The organism is Winogradskyella ouciana (assembly GCF_009709615.1).
GTDB lineage: Bacteria > Bacteroidota > Bacteroidia > Flavobacteriales > Flavobacteriaceae > Winogradskyella > Winogradskyella ouciana.
In genome coordinates, this window is record NZ_WJYA01000002.1 from 147,425 (window position 1) to 164,184 (window position 16,760).

Consider the following 16,760-nt stretch of genomic DNA (forward strand, 5'->3'; position numbering starts at 1 on the left):
GTTTGCATAGATATTAAGCCTTCATTACTGTTTTATTAATTATTAGCTCTCACGGTCGCTCTATATTAACTCTTGGTTAAACGACTATTAATTAAATGTTCTATGTTGAGCTTTTGTCCAAATTTTTCATCACATTCTTGCTGCCAAAATTTTCTAAAACCTGAGGATTGGTGCAATGTTAATTCACCAAAATAGGTTTTGCCCTTAACGGAATAAAAATCGACTCTCAGGTAAATAAAGTCCTTGGCTAATTTTTCTGCTAATGCAATCATTTCTTCTAAGTTTTTTGGTCTTGGTAGATCCCTGCCATTTGGTCTTCCCCAATTACAAGGTAAGAGATTCCAATTGGTGTCGTATAGATTTCTGCCACGTGTAGGTAAGTGTCTATCTACATCTACCCCAAAAAACTGTACTTTGCCATTAAAGCAGTGAATTTTATAATCATCAGGTAAGTTTCCATCTTCGGTTGTCAACAGTTTTTCTACCACAATCCTTGGTTCAATATTTTTATATTGCCATTCTCTAGTAGCGTAATAGTGGTTTTGTTTTAAAAGTCTTTTAAAGCGTTTTCTGGTTTTCTTCCAATCTATTGTAGATTTATCCTTTACCACAACACCACCAGAACTATCGTGATTGCATTTTATAATATGATCTACATCTGGAAGGTTTTCTGGTCTAATATCTTCTGGGTTTTTCGTATGAAAGAGTAATGGGATTAAATATTCTTCGCCAATTTTCTCTTTAATATATTCCCGTACTTTGTACTTATCTGCAATTATGGTATGGATATCCTTTCTGTTATAAACCTTTAACCAGTTAATTTTTTCGTTTAGGGTTTTGGGGTTTTTTAAATCCAACGAGTAACCCATGTGCTTTTTAAAACTGTTCTTTACTAAGACGTCACTAGGTATCATTTTGAGAATAAACTCGTATACCTTGTAAACTGGTCTTACCGCATAATAACCAAGATCAGATTTGTAAATATCCGATACCTTCTTTCTGAAACCTTTTTTTCTTAAATCAGTACTCATTGATTTGGGCTAAATGTGTTTTATTATTTTTTTTATATCAACACTACCAATAGGTTTTGCCGGTACTCCAGCGAGAGCAACATTTTCTTGCTCACAAGATTTGTTGACTACTGCATTTGCACCTATTGCAATGTTATTTACAATTTTTATATCTCCATAAATTTTAGCACCAGGTGCGATGTAGACATTATCTCCAATCTGTGGTGCACCTTTCTCACCACCAGAAGCACCAATATTAACACAAGCATGTATTCTGCAATTGCTTCCTACCTTTGTGTTTCTATTAATTACTATAGTTCCATAATGCACAATAGATAAACCTGGACCAAAAACATTAATAGGGATAGAGAAGCCAAGTTTTACGGATATTTTCTTAAACTTATACTTTAAATACGCAACATATAGTTTATAAATACCACTGTTCTTACAATTGTTATAATACTCTAATTTACGCATGGTCTTTTGAAACTGCCATATGTAGTTAGGTGAGAGGTAGGTCATAATTTTACTACCAAAACCTTTGGACTTAATACCAAGGGCTCTTTTGTCTTGACTGATATATTTGTTATAGTCTTTTTTAGAACGTATCATGCTTCTATTAATTTTTCCTCTTCCAATTCCTCCTCTTCATTATCTATTTTATATATCTGATATTGAATCCACATCGCGGCAAAAGTCATATAGTAAAAAGTGAAAAAGTTATGATTTGCCAGTAAAAATACTGCTAAGGATATGGTCATCATTATAAGATAAGGGGCTTTTTTAAAATGCATAAAACTTTTAAAGAAGAGCCTAGCCATATAAACTAAAAATAATAAAAAAGGTATTATACCTGCTTCGCCAATAATCATTAGGTATGAGTTATGAACTCCCATAGAATTAATTTTACCTGAAAATGTACCATAGCCACTACCAATTATTGGTGCCTCAAAAATCTGGTCATAAAATTGCGCCCAAGTCTCTGTTCTAGAATCTTCGCTTATTTCCTCACTTGATACTTTTTGGTCATCACTTACAAGACTCTTTAATTGTTCAAATCTTGGATTGTTAAGACCTACGACCTGATCGATAAATAAAAGTGTTGAGAAAATTAAAAAGGCGATTCCGAATATCCTGACATTCTTTATACTTACTTTAAGAGAGATAAGATTAAGCAATACCCAAATAACAATAAATGTCCTTGAAAATGTCAACAATCCCATTAAGGTAAATACAAATTGACCTAGTAATTTTAGCGTACTGCTTTTAAGCCCGTAAATTATTGAATATCCATAAATACATATAAATCCGGCAACGTTTGCATTGAGGTAAAAACCGGCATAACGACCATAGTCGTTGGTAAAGGACATGGCTTCAACACCTATACTTAATGCACCTATAAGAAAGAATACAAATAATTCTAACGTACTGGTATTCTTTGCCAATTCATATCCGCCAATAACAAAAATGAAATACTTAATAAGCTCCATAATAAAAGCCATAGGAGCACCTTCATATTGCAACGCACCAATCATAAAATACAATAAGGCGATAATGATAATCCACCAGTTTGGTGTTGTTTTCTTTTCTAAAGCATAGTAAACCACCAACATAAAAATTGTAGCATAACTAAGCATTGCACCTACACCACCACCATAGGTAAAGAGCCCTATTGATGGAAGGTTTAGCAAAACAAGTGCTAAGGTTATGTACTTTATAATTTTCATCTCGTCAAACTATATGCTCCTTTATTAGTTTTTATTTAAATATGCGAATTTATCAATGCTTCCCATTGTGAGACTACATTTTCACTCTTGTATTGTTCTGTGGTCTGCTTTGCATTTTCTGAAAACTTATGTTGTAAATTTTCGTCACTAATCAAATCAGATAATTTATTTGTTAATGCTTCTTGATCATTAACTGGAATTAGATAACCATTTTCTCCATCATTTATTAAATCTGAGGGTCCAAAATTGCAATCCGTCGAAATACACGGTAAACCAAAGTGCATGGCCTCCATGAGGGCATTAGGGAAACCTTCGGTCTTTGATGTGAACACAAAAATTGAGGCTTCATTATAATACTTGTCTATGTTCTTAACTTTTGATATGATTTCAATTTTCTCGGATAAATCATAGCTTTCGATGAGTTTGGTCAACATTTCTTTTTTGTTACCATCACCAATAATTTTTACTTTCCAGCCTTCGGGTTTTAGAGTATGGAAAGCTGTTATCAATTCATCATGACATTTGTTTTTATCCAAGCGTCCTACCGATAGAATTATTTTTTCCTGTTTTGTATTAGACCTTCTCAACTCAGACAATTCTGAAGAAATTGGATTAGGCAATATAGTAATTTTGTGTGCCTTAATTTTTTTCTCGTATAGCTTTTTTATGCCTTTGGTCTGAAGCACCAATGTATCTGCCATTGGGTATACATAACGTCTTAATATTTCCCAAAGCTTTGGAACATCCTCAACCAAGGGGTTGTTTCGTTCACTGATTATTGAAGGAATACCATTACGTTTTGCCGCAAGTACGGTTAGGATATTTGCTGATGTTATAAACCCAATTAGAATATCTATTTGCTCTTGTTTTGAAATCTTGGCTATGCGATTTACCAAAGTATAATTCAACTTTAGAGAGTCTATCATTGACTTTGGCTTCTCTGCTTTTTCAAGACAAGGTATAACGTTGATTCTGTCATCTAAAGCATAAAAAGGTGTTGCTTTTGAAAATGTGATAATGGTAATATCGAAGCGTTCAATGAGTTCGTTACTCAAAGTAGATATAACACGTTCTGCACCTCCTGAAGAAAGTTTACCGATTACAAACCCTATTTTCTTTTTACGAGCCAATATCTTTTATTTTCGAATTAATTTTTTAGCGACTAAGTCCCTCATTCTGTAAACAAATACTTTAAAACCATTGTTGAAAACAAAGAGAGTTCCTCCGTAAATAACCGATACAATGGCTGTTATTTTGGTGGCATAAAGTGTCCAATCCAAAAAGTTTGAAGCTTCCCTGTCATAAGGCATATAACTAATGATATAATTTACCAACATTGCAGATGTGGAAAATATAACAACGAGCGGTAAAACACCTTTCCAGTATAGCCATACACTTTTATGGAATCCGTTTTTGTATAAAAAATATGGTTTCCAGATCACCACCATCAATATAAGGCTCACTAGAGTACCAGTGATTACACCATCTATTCCCCAAATACTTCCGCAAACGAATGAAATTCCAAGATTTAAAATTGCTTCAGAAGCTGCAGCCCAAGTATCTTGATAAAGTCCGTAGGCGTTTTTAAAACGCTCTACTGTAGAACTGATTTGATATATAAAGAAGTTAGCGATCAATAACAGAAGCGTGGTTTTTGCCATAATATATTTTGCTCCTAACCATAGCAATATAAATGGTTCCATGGTAAAGTATAATATCATACTAAAAAAGCCTGCTATAAAAAACTGAATAGCCATGAGTTCCCAAAACACCTTTTTAATATTTTGTTGATTGTCTTCGGCAATTAGGTTGCCCACAGCAGAGCCTGTACCAGCAAAAGCCATCTTTACCAAGCCTCCCAATTTAGTTAGAATCAGTTGGTAGTTACCAAAGAATGCCACACTCTCTAGAGTCACCAATACAGCTATAAGGATATTGTCGGTACCATTCTTTACAAACGAGCCCATTTTATGAACAAATACCTGCTTTATCTTTTTAATGATGTCTGGATACTCTTTAATAATCTCTGCTTTTTCAGTAGAGTTTATAATGAGCCAAGGATATTCCTTTTTTACTTTCTTTCGTAATAAAACACTATAAATAATGCTGAAAATCAACTCTAATACGATATACACATAAAACTCCTTGAGATATATAGCCACAATTGCTTGTAGTATGACTCTAACTATAATCAGGGTTTGTACATAACCTTGAATGATGTACCCTTTTTGATCGGCTCCCAATAAACTTTGATGATAGTTGGCAAAATAACTCAGTAGAGTAGAGAACAAGAGGGTGTAAAAAACAAAATAGATTAAAACTAATGTAAATGAAGTATCATTAAATATTAATGGAAAAAACAGTGAAGTAATTACGCCTACACCAATAATGATATAGCCTATTCTTTTATACAAAACACCGAGTAATGCGATAATTTTGTTTATTTCCTTATGGTTTTTATCAAAAATTGGTTTGTAAAGTGTAAAACCTATTGCTGTACCTATACCAAGTTCTGCCAAATTGAGAAACCCTAATACACTTCGTAATGTAGTCTCTAAACCAATAAATTCGTCACCAAGATTATCGAGGAAAATTTTTCTAGAGAAAAACTGAACGAATATCGATACAATAAAGAAGAATACACCAACTTTCGCGTTTTTTAAAGATTTACTTACTCTAGACATTTACAAGCATTTCGCTATTAAAGCATTACTAGCTACAAGGATATAAATTTTACTTAACTAATAAAACTTATGTGCCTTCTTAATTGTTACTCAATTCTAGAAAATATCGGTATAAAATATTAAGGGAATTCTTTTAGTTTTTGTTTCCGTCGTTATAGCTCTGTTTTTTTGAGAGTTGAATTTCGTAAAAAACAAATAGGTTGAAAACATTTTTTCAGGAACAATCTGCACCTTAAAATAAGACTGTGGTTGAAACTTAAATCACTTATAATTAGATTGTTACTTTGATTCCACAATTCATAAATAACGATATGTCTAGTAAATTTGGTTAAAGCAAAGATGAAAAAAACAATCTTTCTGAAACACTTTTTTTGATGAAAAACATTATTTTACGTCTAAAATCAATTCATGCGATTAAAAGTATATAACTTAGGTGTAAGACCACGATTTTTGCGGATTGTGGAAAAATTCCTTCAATCCAAAGGAATGTTGATTGTGTTCCTGATTTCAGCTTCACTGATGTCTTTTGGACAAACCGTAAAAGTTTCGGATTTTGGGTTTAACACGGACGATAATAAACCTGCGTTTTACAAAGCAATAAGAACTAATGACACCATAATAATTGATAAACAAAATAGTGAATGGTTGGTGTCTCCACTAACATTAAGGAACCTAGAAAACAAGACGATTATTTTTGAAAAAGATGTAATCTTTAGAGCAAAGCCTGGAGCTTATACCTCTACAAGCGACTGCTTATTAAAATTTGTTGACTGTAAGAACGTTTCTATTATTGGCAATGGGGCTCTTCTTACCATGAATAAACAAGAATATGTTGATGGTGAGTGGAGGATGGGTCTAAGCTTTATGGGTTGTAGCAATATCTCTGTAAGTAATTTAACCATTTCGAGCTCTGGTGGAGATGGGATATATATAGATGGTTATAAAGACAAGCTATATTCTGAAAATATTAGGATTGACAGCATTATCTCTACCAATAACAAAAGACAAGGTATTAGTATTATCAGTGCTAAGGACGTTTGGGTGAAAAATTCAGTATTCACCAAAACAAAGGGTACGTTGCCAGAAGCTGGTTTGGATATTGAGCCTGATAAAGAAACGGATGTTGTTATCAACGTCAACTTTGACCATTGTTCTTTTACCAACAATAATCATTCTGGTATCGTTTTGGGATTGGACAATTTAACGGGTCAATCCAAGCCTGTAAGTATAAATTTCACCGACTGCTATTTGAGCATGAATCACGATGAATCCAACCGTTATCCTGCCGCTGAAATTATTGTGTCCTCAAATGCGTTTAATCCTGTGAGGGGAAAAGTCACTTTTAAAGATATTGTTGTGGATAGCAGCAAATGGGGATTGATCTATTCTAGAAAACCAAGCAAGGCCTACCAAGTGTCATTTAAAAATCTTAGCGCCAAGAATATTTGTCAGCAAAAAGATGGCATGAGTGTTATTTATTTGGAAGTTCCGGATTATTATAAGTCTTCAGGTCCATTAGGTGGTTTTTCTTTTGAAGATGTTTATGTAAGTTTTAATACAAAATCTTCATTCTTCACCATTAGAGGGTCGAGTTTGGGAACGCTCAATGGTGTTAAAAATGTTACGGGAAATATTACGGTTAAAAGCCCGAACCTTGTGGAATTGATAGAATATATTAAATATGACCCGAATAAGAACAGTAATTTTGATGTTGAGTTTACGGTAAAGGGTGGTGATTAATCACCATTAAATTAAATCTTAGTTAAACCCAAACTCATCATACCATTTACTCAGTACAAAAAGCTTCCAAATATTAGGTGTATGCTTTGCCTTACCGCTCATGTGTTCGTCTAAAAGCGTTTTGAATTTTTCAACATTAAGGTTCGGTACCTTGTTTAAGAAATCGTCATTAAGTGCGGTAAGAAATTCATCTTTAAGTTCCTTACGCATCCAATTGCCAATTGGTACGGCGAAACCTCTTTTGGGTTGGTTAAAAACTTCTTCAGGAATGTATTCTTTCAGCAAATCCCTTAGTATTTTTTTCTGACGGCCTTTTTCATATCTAAAGTGCATCGGAAGCGTTCTGGCATATTCCACAACTCTATAATCCAAGAAAGGACTACGCACTTCAACCGAATAGGCCATGCTCGCTCTATCCACTTTAACATTACTGTCATTTTCCAGCCACAATTTTATATTAAGGTCAGCTGCCTTTTGAAGAAATATATCAGACCATTTTTTATAGCCTTGGTAATGCTTCATGTAATCTTGGTTTTTTTTCTTTAGAAGCAAACCTTTTCTCGAAAAAATGTTTTCGATAAAATCGTTTCTGGTTTTAGTGCTCAGGGCATTTCTAACTCTATGCGAATTCATACCAAAAAGCTTTAGCAACGTAGGATTTGACAAAAACTTTCTAATTGGATAAGGAATATCAATGATTTTTTTGTTTCTCACCAATGAATCAAAATAGGGATAGCCAATAAAACTCTCATCACCACCATCACCAGATAATGCAACGGTTACATATTGCTTGGTAACTTTATTGAGTAATAAGGACGGTAGGGCAGAACTATCTGCGAAAGGCTCGTCATAAACTTCTGTGAGTTTTGGGATGAGTTCTAAAATATCATCAGGACTACAAATCGTAGTCGTATGATTAGAGTTTATAATTTCAGCATACTGCTCCGCGATTTTACTTTCGTCATATTTTGGATCTTTAAAACCTATGGAAAACGTATTGATTTGTGTTGGCGATACTTTTGAAGCAATACTAGAAACCAATGCAGAATCTATACCACCTGAGAGAAATGATCCAATAGGGACATCGGACTGTAATCGAATTTTAACGGCATCCTTCAACAGTTCGTGCAATTCTTTTTTGGCCTCTTCATAAGGAATATCCTTGATCTTAACCGGTTTTAAATTCCAATACTCTTCAACCCTCAGTTCATTGGTATTAAAGTTAACCTCCATGTAACAGCCAGGAGGCAATTTGTAAATGTCTTTTGCTATAGTATACGGGCTTGGAACGAACATACAATCCAAAAACATGGATATGGCTTCTTCATTGATTTGTTTTCCTTTTAACATTGGACGTATCTGACTGCATATTTCCAATTCACTACCATTCCAGTAGTAGTAAAAGGGCTTAACTCCCATTCGGTCTCTGGCAGAAAAAAGCGTATTGGTAGTAGAGTTGTATATACTAAAAGCAAACATACCATTGGTCTTATCTAAAACAGACTTTCCCCAATGTTTAAAACCAATTAAAAGGACTTCGGTATCACTTTCTGTTTTAAACTCATAGCCTAACTCTATAAGCTCAATTTTTATATCCTTATAGTTATATATTTCACCATTAAATACAAGAGCAAGATCCTCATAAAACATCGGTTGATTAGATCTTGTATCTAAATCCAATATAGCCAAACGAAGGTGACCAAAAGTAATATCACCGACTTTGTCTATACCAGTAAAATCGGGACCTCTAAAAGAAATTGATTCAAGCTTTTCTTTGACGACATTGTCTTCAAAAGGAATATTGGTTAAATATATACCACACATGTAGTTTAGTTTTTTGTAAAACAAAACAATTTTCATTTAATACCAATATGTTTTTTTCAAAAAACGTTTAAATGGCTATGAAAACGTATGATGTGCGATTAACTTCTATATGTATTTAATATTCTGTGTCCAAATTCGTATGATTCTGTCTTTTTTTGTAATAATCTTCTTCAGGTTGTTAAAGTTGAATTTTGAACGTCTAAAAGGTGTATTTCACCGTATATAAGTCATATTTTAACGAAAGCGATTATGATTGTATTAAAATACCTACAAAACATTGCTTTATATCGAATAATAACGTATTTAAACTTGGCTACGTAATTTATTTATATATATTGCCTGCCCTTAATGAAAACTAAAAAATAGTTATGAGTACCCCAAACTATCTAACTAGGCTCTTGCTTAGTATTACCTTTTTATGCTTAACCTCAATACATTTATCCGCTCAAATACCCGCATTTCCAGGAGCTGAAGGCTATGGAAAATATACTGTTGGTGGAAGAGGGGGACAAGTTATTAGAGTAACAAACCTTAATGATTCCGGTCCTGGTAGTTTTCGGGCTGCCTGCGAAGCCAGTGGCCCAAGAACCGTAATTTTTGATGTTGGTGGTAGAATTAATTTATCTAGTACCATAAGTATAGATAATCCTTACATAACCATAGCAGGACAGCATTCTGTTGGTGATGGTATTACATTAAGTATGGAGGGTACTCCAAATGCATTCGTAATGCGTATAAATACTGATGAAGTTATAATGCGCTATATAACGATTAGACGTTCTTCTGAAAAAGTATCATCTCAAAACTCAGATTGCCTATATATTCAAAAAGGACATAATATTGTTATAGATCACTGTTCTTTATCTTGGGCTTCCGATGAAAACCTAGCAATCGCAGATTACACAACAGATAGTGATACTGTAGGAACTCAAAATATTACCATTCAATATAACATGATAACAAATGCCTATGGAGGCAATAATAAAGGTACATTGGTTTCTGACGGGCCAACAAGACTTTCATTTTTTAGAAATGCATGGATAAGTAGTAAAACTAGAAATCCCGCAATTTCCACTCCAACTAATAGTGCAGCAAATTATGACTGTTATTTTGAGTTGGCGAATAACATTATGTACGACTACTCAACTTGCGTTAGCTTTAATGTTAATAAACCTAATTCTGGTGTTTTTTATGGAAACTTTTTAAATAATAGAGGGCTACAGGAAGCTGGCGGAGGAGTATCGAGAAAGTGGTTAGTATTTAAAACAGATAATGTTGAAAAAGCATGGATGAGTGGAAATATAACACCACTCAGACCAGATAACACATTAGATGAATGGCTTGCTGCTCAGCACTATAATGGTTTAGTAAACATTAATAACCCTGTACCTGCATACAAAAGATTGGATGCTCCAGCACCAACACCAATAGTGACAGAAAATGTAGCCTTATGGGATGCCAATGATGTTTGGGCTAACCTTAGGGATCATGTAGGTGCATCTTTGCCTACAAGGGATTCTGAAGATGCTAGAGCTGTAAGTGATGTAGATAATTTAACTCAGACTTATAATAACGTTAGTAATACCTTTCCTATCATAAATAATGGTACACCTTTGCCAGATTCTGACAATGATGGTATGCCAGATTTTTGGGAAGTAGCTGAATATGGCGATATAAGTACAAGTAATAACGACGATACTGATGGCGATGGTTATACGAATTTAGAAGAATATCTTAACCAAACAGCTAATGGACAAATACCTGATGTACCTGCAGAGAGTGTATCAATTGCACCTGAAACTGCAACTTTAAACGTTCCTGAAACGCTTACATTAACTAAGAGTTTTACGCCTGTTAATACTACAAATCAAAATGGTACTTGGGAATCTAGTGATCCTTCTATAGCAACCGTAGATTCTAACGGTTTAGTAACTTCAGTTTCTGAAGGAATAGCTACTATAACTTTTACATCCACAGATGGAGGATTTACAGATCAATCAATAATTACGGTAACTAATATCGTTATTCCGTTGGTATCTGTAACGGTTACACCAGAAACTGCCACTTTAGATGTAGGCGAAGCTGTACAATTAACCAAAGAGCTATTGCCTGAAGACACCACTGATACTTTAGGGACATGGACTAGTAGTGATGAGTCCGTGGCAACAGTAGACGATACTGGTCTTGTAACCGCAATAAGTGAAGGAGAAGCAGTTATAACCTATACTGCTAGTGATTCAGGTATGACTGATAGTTCAGCAATTACAGTTATTGACACATTTTACGGAACCTATGAACTTTACAATGCAACAACAGATCAATTGATTCAGAATATTGTAGGTGATACTGATGTTAATCTAGGTAATGAATCTAACGAAATAAACTTTAGAAGTATTCCTCAAGGAGGAGATGATAGCCCTGATGTAGAAAGTGTACAAGTAGTTTGGACAGGTCCTACAAGCGGAACCTGGGTAGAAAGTGGACCAATATATGCTGGTCTTCCTGGAGGTCATGTAGATTTTGATTTTGAACCTTATGTTGTTGAAGCTGGCACGTATACGTTTACAGTAACTTATTATAGTCAGGATGGTGCCTCTGGTAACGTCGTAGCGGTTGATAATTTTGCCCTAACGTTCTATTTTAGTACGCTACCAGTTGCAAATGCAGGACCAGACCAAGAGATTTGCGATGGAGATGCAGCAACATTAACAGCATCTGGCGGACCAAACTTTTTATGGGACAATGGTGAAACTACGGCTACAATAGTTGTAAATCCATTAGTAACTACAACATATACAGTTTCAGTTTTTGATAACGAAGGGAATATTGATGAAGATAGTGTTACCGTTACTGTCAATCCTGTTCCTGTTGCAGATGCAGGCGCAGATGTAACAATTTGTGAAGGTGAAACAACAACTTTAACAGCTAATGGTGGAACCACATATTTATGGAGCACAGGTGAAACTACAGCTACAATAGATGTAAGCCCAACTTCAGATACTACATATACAGTAGAGGTTACTAACAATAACTGTACAAGCACGGATGATGTTACTGTATTTGTTAATAATGCACCAGATATTACTGTTAGTGATGACATAGTTATTGTTGAAGGAGAATCTTCAACACTAACAGCCAATGGTGGAGATAATTATACTTGGAGTACTGGAGAGACAACGCCTTTCATTAATGTAACTCCAACTGCCACTACTACATATTCAGTGACATCACTTGGTGTAAATGGTTGTTCAACTACTGTAGAGGTTACAGTAACAGTTGTACCAGAAGTGATTGCAGATGCAGGTGAAGATATGGTAATTTGTAGTGGAGAGAGTGTAACATTAGATGCATCAGGTGGTGTTACCTATACTTGGAATACAGGAGGAACAGGAGCTAACCCAACGGTAAGCCCAACTGTTACTACAACTTATACAGTAACAGTAGAAGACGCTTATGGCTATACTGATACAGATAGTGTAACGGTAACGGTAAACCAAACACCTAACCTTACGGTTACTAATGATATAACTATTATTGAAGGTGAGACTATAGAATTAGTTGCAAATGGTGCAGCTGAATATTTATGGAATACAGGTGATGTTTCAAGTTCTATTACCGTAAGTCCGTCACAAACCACTACCTATACAGTTACAGGGACAACAGGAACATGTTCTGCTGAAGCACAGGTAACTGTAACCGTTGAAGGGCTTTTTGAAGCTTCAGCTGGTGAAGACAGACGTGTATGTGAAAATGACACTTATGAAGTTGTTTTAACAGCTAATACAGGTGACAGTTATTTATGGAGTACGGGAGAAACTACTCAAAGCATAACTGTAAGCCCATTGTCAACTACTACTTACACGGTAACAGTTACAGAAGGCTCTCAAGAAGATACTGATGACGTAACGGTTTTTGTAGATCCAAATCCAAATGTTGTAATTGTAAATGGTAATAGCGTTAATATTATGAATGGTGATTTTGTTACCCTATCAGCAACAGGTGCTAATACCTATCAATGGAACAATGGTGCAACACAGCCAAATATTGCAGTAAGTCCATCACAAACAACAACTTACGAAGTACGAGGATATATTGGTGATTGTTATGACGAAAAACAAGTTGTAGTCAATGTTATTCCTGAGGTTGAAGCTGATGCTGGAGAGGATGTAGAAATTTGTTTAGGAGAAACAGTAACCTTAACAGCTACGGGAGGTGATGAGTACGAATGGAGTACTGGTGAATCGACACAATCAATTCAGGTGTCACCAAATACTACAACAGAATATACAGTTACGGTATTTAATGCTTTAGATTTTGACGAAGACTCTGTAATGGTTTTTGTTGATGATGATTGTGATGAAGAAGGAGGCGAAACAGAAGTCCCTGAGGATCCTCAAAATTTTTCTTTTGATGTGTTTCCTAATCCAGCTAAAAACTATGTAAATGTTAAACTATCTGGCTCAGTAGCTTTAAGTAGAGTTCATTTATATGATATTACAGGTAAGCTTATTCATTCAGAAATTATTTCAAATGACAATTTGAGTATGTCAACAACAACGAGAATAGACGTAACCATGTTGCGACCAGGCATGTATATTATTAAGATGAATGATATAGATAGGGAAATAACAAAAAGATTGATAATAAGATAAAAAGAAATAAAAGTTAGTTTTTATTATAGTGAAACGGCGCTAAATTCATAATTGAAATGAGGTTTTAGCGCCGTTATTTTTTAATACTGTTTTCTTTACTGTCCTATTGAAGAATATTCAAAACCAATGGTGTTCATTTCAGCCTTATCCAAGATGTTTCTACCATCAAAAATAAATGCTGGTTTCTTCATACTTGAATAAATCTTTTCCCAATCGTAGGTTTTAAACTCGTCCCATTCTGTCATAATAGCAATGGCATGCGCATCTTTAACAGCTTCATAAGGATCGCTGAAAGTAGCCACAAGATTTTTGTTTTCTTCTTCCGAACGGGTTTCTAAATAATTTAAATCAGAATATACCTTTTTAGAAGGCACTTTAGGGTCATAAACCGCAATATTAGCCTGCTCACTCAAAAGATGGTCAGCAACGTAGATAGCGGCAGACTCACGTGTATCATTGGTATCTTTCTTAAAAGCCCAACCAAGCATTGCTATTTTTTTACCTGAAACGGTATTGTATAATGTACTGATTAAATTATCTGAAAAACGTCTTTTTTGATGATCGTTTAAAATAATAACCTGCTCCCAGTAATCTGCTACAGCGTTTAAACCATAACTTCTAGCAATATAGACAAGATTGAGTATATCTTTTTGAAAACAAGACCCACCAAAACCAATTGAAGCATTTAAAAACTTTGGACCAATTCTAGAATCCATACCTATAGCTCTTGCCACTTCATTAACGTTAGCTTCAGTATGTTCGCATAATTCTGAGATTGCATTAATGGAAGAAATACGCTGAGCTAAAAATGCATTGGCTGTAAGTTTTGATAATTCTGAAGACCAAACATTGGTTCTTAAGATTTTCTCTTGTGGTACCCAACTTGCATATATGTTGGCCAAACTTTCTATAGCTGATTCTGATTCTCCACCAATCAACACTCGATCTGGGTGTAATAAATCTTGTATTGCAGTACCTTCTGCTAAGAATTCTGGGTTAGAAAGAATTTCAAACTTAACGTCGCTACCAGTATTGTGTAAGATACTTTTTATCGCTTGTGCAGTTCTTACAGGTAACGTAGACTTTTCAACCACAATCTTATCTGTAGTGGCAACTTCAGCAATGTTTCTTGCACAAAGCTCCACATATTTTAAATCGGCTGCCATGCCTTTTCCTTTACCATAAGTTTTTGTTGGAGTGTTGACTGAAATAAAAATCATTTCAGACTCTTTAATGGCTTTATCGATTTCAGTTGAGAAAAATAAATTCTTGCCTCTGGTTTCGGCAACGATTTCCGCAAGTCCAGGTTCGTAGATAGGTAACTTTGATACGTCTTCATCATTCCAAGCGGCAATACGCTCTTCATTAATATCAACAATAGTTACCTGTATATTAGGATTTTTCTTTGCAATTACTGCCATTGTTGGACCACCAACATATCCGGCACCAATGCAACATATCTTATTTATCTTCATAGTTTTAAGTTTATTTGACTTGGGTTAAATCCTTTTAGGATGACAAATTTGTAGGAAGAATTTTAATTCTTCTAAATTAATATACCAACGACCTTTTTTAACGATAAACACCTCTTCTTATTTATAACGAACAGAAACTATCGATATAATGTACCTTAACTGTAATAGCCTTTGTACCAATCAACAAAAGATTTTACACCTTGTTTTATGGACGTGTTAGGTCTGTAATCATAGTCCTCAATCAACTGATCTACATCTGCCCAGGTGCGTTCAACATCTCCAGGTTGTATAGGTAACATATTTTTTTCGGCAGTCTTATCTAAATTGACTTCAATTTCCTTAATAAAATCCAAAAGCTTTACAGAGTTATTATTACCTATGTTGTAAACCTTGTAAAGTTCATTATTATTGACTCTTTCCGTTACTGGCTTTTCAATGATTCTAACTACACCTTCTACAATGTCATCTATATAGGTAAAATCACGTTCCATTTTACCATGGTTAAATACCTTTATGGGTCTGTCATTTACAATAGCATCTGTAAATAAGAACATAGCCATATCGGGTCTTCCCCAAGGTCCATAAACCGTAAAGAATCGTAAACCAGTTGTTGGAATGTTGAACAAGTGGCTATAAGTATGTCCCATTAATTCATTGCTCTTTTTTGTAGCTGCATATAAGCTAATAGGATGGTCTACATTATCATCTGTAGAAAACGGTATTTTCTTATTAAGGCCATAAACACTAGAGCTACTGGCATATACTAAGTGCTTAATATCATTATGCCTGCAACATTCGAGTATATTTAAAAAACCAACAAGGTTAGAATCAATATAAGTTTCAGGATTTTCTAGACTATATCTTACTCCAGCTTGTGCGGCCAGGTTACAAACGATATCAAACTTTTCATTATTAAATAAATTTGGTAGCGCTTCTCGATCTTCTAAATTCATTCTAACAAAAGTGAAATTAGAATTGGTACTACTTTTACAAATGTTATTAAATTCTTCAGCATCATCTCTATCTATACCTAATTCCTTTAATCTGGAAAACTTTAAATTAACATCATAATAATCGTTGATGTTATCCAATCCAACAACCTCATGACCTTTCTCTAACAGTACTTTGGAAGTGAAAAAACCAATAAAACCGGCAGCTCCAGTTACTAATACTTTCATATTTTAGAATTTGCTAATATAATTTTGACATCAAAGATGTGGATTTTACGCGAAGCCTCTAAATTTTCACCCATAAAATCACAGATTAATCGTTAAGGTAATTGATTTTTAGAATTTTGGCGAGGGAATCACAGTTTTGCACAGTCAGTTCTAAATCTTGCTCTTTATAACTATTATCGATATGGTAAACCTTACAAGAGTCTAATTTTGTCTTACTTTTTGAAAAATCCACACTACCGTATTTAATTAAATTAACTACAGTAATAGAGTCTAAAGAATTTTCATCTATAAAACTTGAGGCTTCGTTTGAATAAGACATAGGCTTAGAGCTTATATTCTTAACTGTTCTCGCATTTGGCCCATAATCACAAGAGGCATCTTTTCCGTTTAGAAAAAACATTAATATAATAAGGCCTATAGCAAAGCCGCCAAGGTAATACCCTAAGCGATGTATAAATTTCATATTCAGA

The 16,760-nt window shown here is 34.5% G+C and carries 11 protein-coding genes; 2 read left to right on the forward strand and 9 right to left on the reverse strand.

What is annotated here, in order from left to right:
* Positions 1-65: 65 nt before the first annotated feature.
* Genes F1003_RS01480 through F1003_RS01500 form a run of 5 tightly spaced genes read right to left on the reverse strand, consistent with a single transcriptional unit; the run spans position 66 to position 5,421 of the window.
* A complete protein-coding gene (locus F1003_RS01480) occupies positions 66-1,031 on the reverse strand; it encodes an ATP-grasp fold amidoligase family protein (RefSeq protein WP_155087429.1) in 966 nt (321 codons plus the stop codon).
* Between the two features lie 9 nt (positions 1,032-1,040).
* Positions 1,041-1,622 carry a serine O-acetyltransferase gene (locus F1003_RS01485; protein ID WP_155087430.1) on the reverse strand — a complete coding sequence of 194 codons (582 nt, stop codon included), beginning with the start codon at positions 1,620-1,622 and terminating at the stop codon, positions 1,041-1,043.
* Entirely contained in the window at positions 1,619-2,737 is a 1,119-nt protein-coding gene (locus F1003_RS01490; RefSeq protein ID WP_155087431.1) for an O-antigen ligase family protein, read from the reverse strand. The genes F1003_RS01485 and F1003_RS01490 overlap by 4 nt, the downstream gene beginning before the upstream one ends.
* Positions 2,738-2,772: 35 nt before the next feature.
* Complete coding sequence (locus F1003_RS01495; protein WP_155087432.1) at positions 2,773-3,867, reverse strand: glycosyltransferase family 4 protein; 1,095 nt, start codon at positions 3,865-3,867, stop codon at positions 2,773-2,775.
* Between the two features lie 6 nt (positions 3,868-3,873).
* On the reverse strand, positions 3,874-5,421 hold the full coding sequence (locus F1003_RS01500) for a lipopolysaccharide biosynthesis protein (RefSeq protein WP_155087433.1): 1,548 nt from the start codon (positions 5,419-5,421) through the stop codon (positions 3,874-3,876).
* A gap of 408 nt (positions 5,422-5,829) precedes the next feature.
* Here F1003_RS01500 and F1003_RS01505 point away from each other — a divergent pair, with 408 nt between their 5' ends.
* Entirely contained in the window at positions 5,830-7,161 is a 1,332-nt protein-coding gene (locus F1003_RS01505; RefSeq protein ID WP_155087434.1) for a right-handed parallel beta-helix repeat-containing protein, read from the forward strand.
* An 18-nt stretch (positions 7,162-7,179) separates the two neighbouring features.
* Here the strand turns inward: F1003_RS01505 and asnB are convergent, their stop codons facing one another.
* Positions 7,180-8,985 carry an asparagine synthase (glutamine-hydrolyzing) gene (gene asnB / locus F1003_RS01510; RefSeq protein WP_155087435.1) on the reverse strand — a complete coding sequence of 602 codons (1,806 nt, stop codon included), beginning with the start codon at positions 8,983-8,985 and terminating at the stop codon, positions 7,180-7,182.
* Positions 8,986-9,353: 368 nt separating this feature from the next.
* Here asnB and F1003_RS01515 point away from each other — a divergent pair, with 368 nt between their 5' ends.
* On the forward strand, positions 9,354-13,637 hold the full coding sequence (locus tag F1003_RS01515) for a T9SS type A sorting domain-containing protein (protein WP_155087436.1): 4,284 nt from the start codon (positions 9,354-9,356) through the stop codon (positions 13,635-13,637).
* A 95-nt stretch (positions 13,638-13,732) separates the two neighbouring features.
* On the opposite strand, the gene F1003_RS01520 is transcribed toward F1003_RS01515, so the two are convergent.
* The 3 genes from F1003_RS01520 to F1003_RS01530 form a co-directional block, all read right to left on the reverse strand.
* The gene (locus F1003_RS01520; protein WP_155087437.1) at positions 13,733-15,112 is read right to left on the reverse strand and encodes a nucleotide sugar dehydrogenase; all 1,380 of its coding nucleotides are present in this window, start codon (positions 15,110-15,112) and stop codon (positions 13,733-13,735) included.
* A 155-nt stretch (positions 15,113-15,267) separates the two neighbouring features.
* The gene (locus tag F1003_RS01525; RefSeq protein WP_155087438.1) at positions 15,268-16,290 is read right to left on the reverse strand and encodes an NAD-dependent epimerase; all 1,023 of its coding nucleotides are present in this window, start codon (positions 16,288-16,290) and stop codon (positions 15,268-15,270) included.
* An 85-nt stretch (positions 16,291-16,375) separates the two neighbouring features.
* A complete protein-coding gene (locus tag F1003_RS01530; RefSeq protein ID WP_155087439.1) occupies positions 16,376-16,753 on the reverse strand; it encodes a hypothetical protein in 378 nt (125 codons plus the stop codon).
* Positions 16,754-16,760 lie beyond the last annotated feature (7 nt).

What these genes read in the sequence shown, in the direction of transcription:
- F1003_RS01515 (WP_155087436.1), top strand. Translation starts at nt 9,354, where the DNA reads ATGAGTACCCCAAACTATCTAACTAGGCTCTTGCTTAGTATTACCTTT.
- asnB (WP_155087435.1), bottom strand. Translation starts at nt 8,985, where the DNA reads ATGTGTGGTATATATTTAACCAATATTCCTTTTGAAGACAATGTCGTC.
- F1003_RS01520 (WP_155087437.1), bottom strand. Translation starts at nt 15,112, where the DNA reads ATGAAGATAAATAAGATATGTTGCATTGGTGCCGGATATGTTGGTGGT.
- F1003_RS01530 (WP_155087439.1), bottom strand. Translation starts at nt 16,753, where the DNA reads ATGAAATTTATACATCGCTTAGGGTATTACCTTGGCGGCTTTGCTATA.
- F1003_RS01525 (WP_155087438.1), bottom strand. Translation starts at nt 16,290, where the DNA reads ATGAAAGTATTAGTAACTGGAGCTGCCGGTTTTATTGGTTTTTTCACT.
- F1003_RS01480 (WP_155087429.1), bottom strand. Translation starts at nt 1,031, where the DNA reads ATGAGTACTGATTTAAGAAAAAAAGGTTTCAGAAAGAAGGTATCGGAT.
- F1003_RS01490 (WP_155087431.1), bottom strand. Translation starts at nt 2,737, where the DNA reads ATGAAAATTATAAAGTACATAACCTTAGCACTTGTTTTGCTAAACCTT.
- F1003_RS01500 (WP_155087433.1), bottom strand. Translation starts at nt 5,421, where the DNA reads ATGTCTAGAGTAAGTAAATCTTTAAAAAACGCGAAAGTTGGTGTATTC.
- F1003_RS01485 (WP_155087430.1), bottom strand. Translation starts at nt 1,622, where the DNA reads ATGATACGTTCTAAAAAAGACTATAACAAATATATCAGTCAAGACAAA.
- F1003_RS01505 (WP_155087434.1), top strand. Translation starts at nt 5,830, where the DNA reads ATGCGATTAAAAGTATATAACTTAGGTGTAAGACCACGATTTTTGCGG.